5 protein-coding genes are annotated in these 3556 nt (G+C 71.5%); 3 read left to right on the top strand and 2 right to left on the bottom strand.

Annotated features, from left to right (window positions below):
- Positions 1-554, top strand: a 554-nt coding sequence (gene ccmB / locus DMC18_RS16270) for a heme exporter protein CcmB (protein ID WP_110133105.1), incomplete at its 5' end; no start/stop codon positions are given.
- Positions 555-730: 176 nt separating this feature from the next.
- Here the strand turns inward: ccmB and DMC18_RS16265 are convergent.
- Complete coding sequence (locus DMC18_RS16265) at positions 731-1252, bottom strand: surface-adhesin E family protein (RefSeq protein ID WP_110121147.1); 522 nt, start codon at positions 1250-1252, stop codon at positions 731-733.
- 106 nt (positions 1253-1358) lie between these two features.
- Between DMC18_RS16265 and DMC18_RS16260 the strand changes: the two genes are divergently transcribed.
- On the top strand, positions 1359-1850 hold the full coding sequence (locus DMC18_RS16260; protein ID WP_110121148.1) for a hypothetical protein: 492 nt from the start codon (positions 1359-1361) through the stop codon (positions 1848-1850).
- A 13-nt stretch (positions 1851-1863) separates the two neighbouring features.
- A complete protein-coding gene (locus DMC18_RS16255; RefSeq protein WP_110133104.1) occupies positions 1864-2298 on the top strand; it encodes a DUF2007 domain-containing protein in 435 nt (144 codons plus the stop codon).
- Here DMC18_RS16255 and DMC18_RS16250 read toward each other — a convergent pair.
- Complete coding sequence (locus DMC18_RS16250; RefSeq protein WP_110133103.1) at positions 2295-3188, bottom strand: DMT family transporter; 894 nt, start codon at positions 3186-3188, stop codon at positions 2295-2297. The two genes, DMC18_RS16255 and DMC18_RS16250, sit on opposite strands and share 4 nt — an antisense overlap.
- Between the last annotated feature and the right edge of the window lie 368 nt (positions 3189-3556).

Below are 3556 nucleotides of genomic sequence, written 5' to 3'. Positions count from 1 at the left end.
TGGCCGCCGGCCGCGCGCCCGAGCGCCTCGCGGCCCTGGCCCCCGGCATCGCCTGGCTGGCCCTGGCGCTGGCGGCCCTGCTTTCCCTGGAGCGCCTGTTCGAGCGCGATTTCGAGGACGGCGCGCTGGACCTGCTGGCGCTTGGTCCCGCTCCCCTTGAAGCCGTCGCCGTGGCGAAATGCCTGGCTCACTGGCTGGCGGCCGGCGCGCCCCTGGCCCTGGCCGCGCCCATCGCCGCGGTGATCCTCGGGGCCTCGCCGTCGATCGCGCCGCTATTGTTCGTCTGCGCCCTGGCCGGAGGCCTGGCCTTCTCGTTCCTCGGCGGACTGGGCGCCAGCCTGGCCCTGGGCAGCCGCCGCGGCGGCCTGCTGGTGGCGGTGATCGTCCTGCCCCTCTACGCCCCGCCGGTGATCTTCGGCGCCGGCGCGCTCGACAGCCTGGCCGGCGGTCTGCCGTGGACGGGCGGCCTGCTGTTCCTGCTGGCCTACAGCGCCGCGGCCGTGGCGCTCAGCCCTCTGGCCATGGCGGCGGCGTGCAGGAACGCGCTGGACTGATCTTTCGCCTCCCACGCCGTCATCCCGGCCGAAGCGCAGCGTAGAGCCGGGACCCAGGGGCGACCGCATCGCCACCGCCGGGGCGCTTGATCGACCTGCAGAGCCCAGTCCCCTGGGTCCCGGCTCTTCGCGCTACGCGCTGCGGCCGGGATGACGAGTTTTTGAGAGTGTGGAGGTCAGGGCGTCAAACACGCCGCCTCGACCACCGTGGCGTCCAGCGTGCCGGCGGCCGGGGCCTGCCAGTCCTGCTCGAAACGGTAGGAGTCCTCGGTCCCTTCGAGATTGTTCTTCGGGTAGCGGAAGGCGGCGGCGTTGCGGAAGCGGCCGGCCGTGCAGTCCACCTCGACCAGCACCTTCTCGGAACGGAAGGCCGGGGCGTCCGGCGCCTGGGCCTCGGTGCGCGGCAGGCGAAACTCGTGGCGGACCCAGACCTGGCCCTGAGGCTTGCGCCCGTCGTTGCCCTTGGTGGTCTTGGCGAACATCAGCACCGCCCCTTCCTCGGCGGCGGCGAAATAGGGCCAGCCGTCGGCCCGCACCCGCTCGGCCCAGGGCGGCATGGTCTTGGCCTTCTCCTGGGCGGTGACGGTGACGCCGTCGATGTCGGCGGCCGCCTTGGCGTCTGGCTGGGGCGGCGTGGCAGCCTGAACCGCCAGCAGCAAGCCGGCCGCGCCGACGGCGATGAGAAAATGAGCGTCCACCCTGCGGCCTCCCGTCGGACGCGCGTGCGGCGCCCTTTTCTTCTTCCATGGTCACGGTAACATGGGTCGACGAACGATCAACCGGCCGGCAGGGAGGCCGTCCCGAATGACCAGGATCCGAACGGCCGGCAAGGCGCTGTCGCTGCTGGCCGCTCTTGCCGTGGTGGGCGCCGCCCAGGCCGCGCCGACCCGCAAGGAAAGCTGGGGCAAGCCCGGCGTCAGCTACCTGAAGTACCGCACCGACGCGGCCGAGTGCCTGCACTATGTCGAGGCCCTGGCGCCGGTGAAGCTGGCCCTGGTGGACCTGACCTTCGGCATGGACGTGCCGGTCGATCCCGACGTCGGCTCGCGCGAGCCTTCGGCGTCCGGCGCCGGACAGGCCGCCCAGAACTACGCCGAGGCCTACCGCCTGCGGATGAACCGCAACTGGCGCAACGTCCGCGACCAGGCGACCCCGGCCCTGGAGAAGTGCCTGGCCGAACGGGGCTACAGCCGGTTCAAGCTCAGCGAGGCCGAGCAGAAGGAACTGAAGGACTTGCGCGTCGGCACGCCGGCGCGTCACCTCTATCTCTGGCGGCTCGGCTCGGAGCCGCGCTGAGGAGGGCAGGCCCATGAGCCTGACCGAGATCGCCCGCTTCGCCGACCTGGCCGAGGCCCAGATCGCCGCCTCGCGGCTGCGGGCCGAAGGCGTGCCGGTGCTGCTGCAGAACGAGCACTGGGGCGCCAGCGACTATCTGATGACCATCGCCATGGGCGGCTTTCGCCTGTGGGCGCCCGACAGCGACGCCGACGAGGCCCGGCGGCTGATCGAGGACCTGCGCGGCGGTCCGTCGTCCGAAACGCCCGATCCCGGCGTGCTGGCCCACGGCGCCTCGGCGGGCAAGGCCGGGGCCGCCCTGCTGCTGGCGGCGACCTTCGGTCCGGCCGCCGGCCTGCTGCTGGACGGCAAGCGCCGCAACGCCTGGCTGGGCGGCGTAGCGATCGGCGTCGCCGGGCTATGCTTGCTGGTCGGACTGGCCGTCTGGGTCCCGACGCTGTTCGGCTAGGGCGCCGGAGCCGGGACCGCCTGCAGGCCGTCCGGCTCGGCGTGTCGCTCGCCCAGCACCGTGACGAAGCTGCCGGCGATGATCATCAGGCCGCCGACGCCCAGGGCCAGGGTCAGGTGATCGCCGAACAGCAGCACGCCGATCGAGGCGCCCATCAGCGGCTCGATATTGATGAACACTCCGGCGCTGGCGCTGCCGACGCGGGCCGAGCCGAACTGCCAGGCGGCCGTAGCCAGCAGGGTCGACAGCACGCCCAGGCCCAGCACGCCGATCCAGGCGGTCGGCGAAAGATCCAGCTTCGGCGGTCCGTGCATGAAGAACGCGATCGGCAGCACGGTGAAGGCGGCGATGATCACCGTGGCCGCCGGCACGGCCATCGGCGAAGCGGGCTTGGGCGCGCGCTTGAGCACCACCAGCCAGGCCAGGAAGATGAACAGCGAACCCAGCGACAGGGCCACGCCCAGCGGCGAGCCGGCCCCGTCGGGCTTGCCGGCGATCAGCGCCGCGCCGAGGGTCGCCGCCCCGACGCCCATCCACGAAGCGCGGCTGACCTTCTCGCCCATGACCTTGGCGCAGATCGCGATCAGGGCCGGCATGGCCCCGACCAGCAGGGCCGCCAGGGTGACGCTGACATGGGCCAGCCCCTCGAACTGCACCATGAAGGCCACGCCGTAGAGCGCGCCCAACAGCAGCATCACCGGCGAGCGGAACAGGGCCCGGGCCTCCTTCGTCCTCAGGGCGAAGGGCGCGGCGACCACGGCGGCGACGGCGAAGCGCAGCAGCACCATGTGGGCGGCGTCGGTCTCGCGCAGGATCAGCTTGCCCAGCGGGAAGCCGAGGCCCCACAGCAGGCCGGCGAGGATCAGGGCGAGGAAGGCGACGCGTTTCATCGGGGGCCTCATGCCGCATTCGAACGCCCGGGGATATGGGCCTTGCCCGTGACAGGACCTGTCAGCAGGCCCGCGCCGAACATGAAATTATCGAAATGAGTCAAGGCGCGGCGCGGAGGCCACACATCCAAGTGCTTGATTTGTCAGCTCTTCGTATCGCCGATCCGGATAGTGCTTCATTCGTGTAACATTGTTCACATCTTCAGACATTTTCGCGCCACAACGGGCTTCAACCTAGGCCGCAGTTCGTATCCGCCCTGTCCAAGGAGATCGCCATGCGCCCCGCCCTCAAGTCCCTCGCGATCGCCGGCGCCGCCGCGCTCACGGCCGGCGTCGTCGCCGCCGCGGCCCAGACCGCCGAGCCCCCG

Source organism: Caulobacter sp. D5, assembly GCF_003185805.1.
Taxonomy (GTDB): domain Bacteria; phylum Pseudomonadota; class Alphaproteobacteria; order Caulobacterales; family Caulobacteraceae; genus Caulobacter.
Note: the sequence above shows the minus strand (reverse complement) of the source record. Positions and strands in the feature narration are given on the sequence as shown.

Excerpts from the sequence above, each read along its gene's own strand:
- DMC18_RS16260 (WP_110121148.1), top strand. The coding sequence starts at position 1,359 with ATGACCAGGATCCGAACGGCCGGCAAGGCGCTGTCGCTGCTGGCCGCT.
- DMC18_RS16250 (WP_110133103.1), bottom strand. The coding sequence starts at position 3,188 with ATGAAACGCGTCGCCTTCCTCGCCCTGATCCTCGCCGGCCTGCTGTGG.
- DMC18_RS16255 (WP_110133104.1), top strand. The coding sequence starts at position 1,864 with ATGAGCCTGACCGAGATCGCCCGCTTCGCCGACCTGGCCGAGGCCCAG.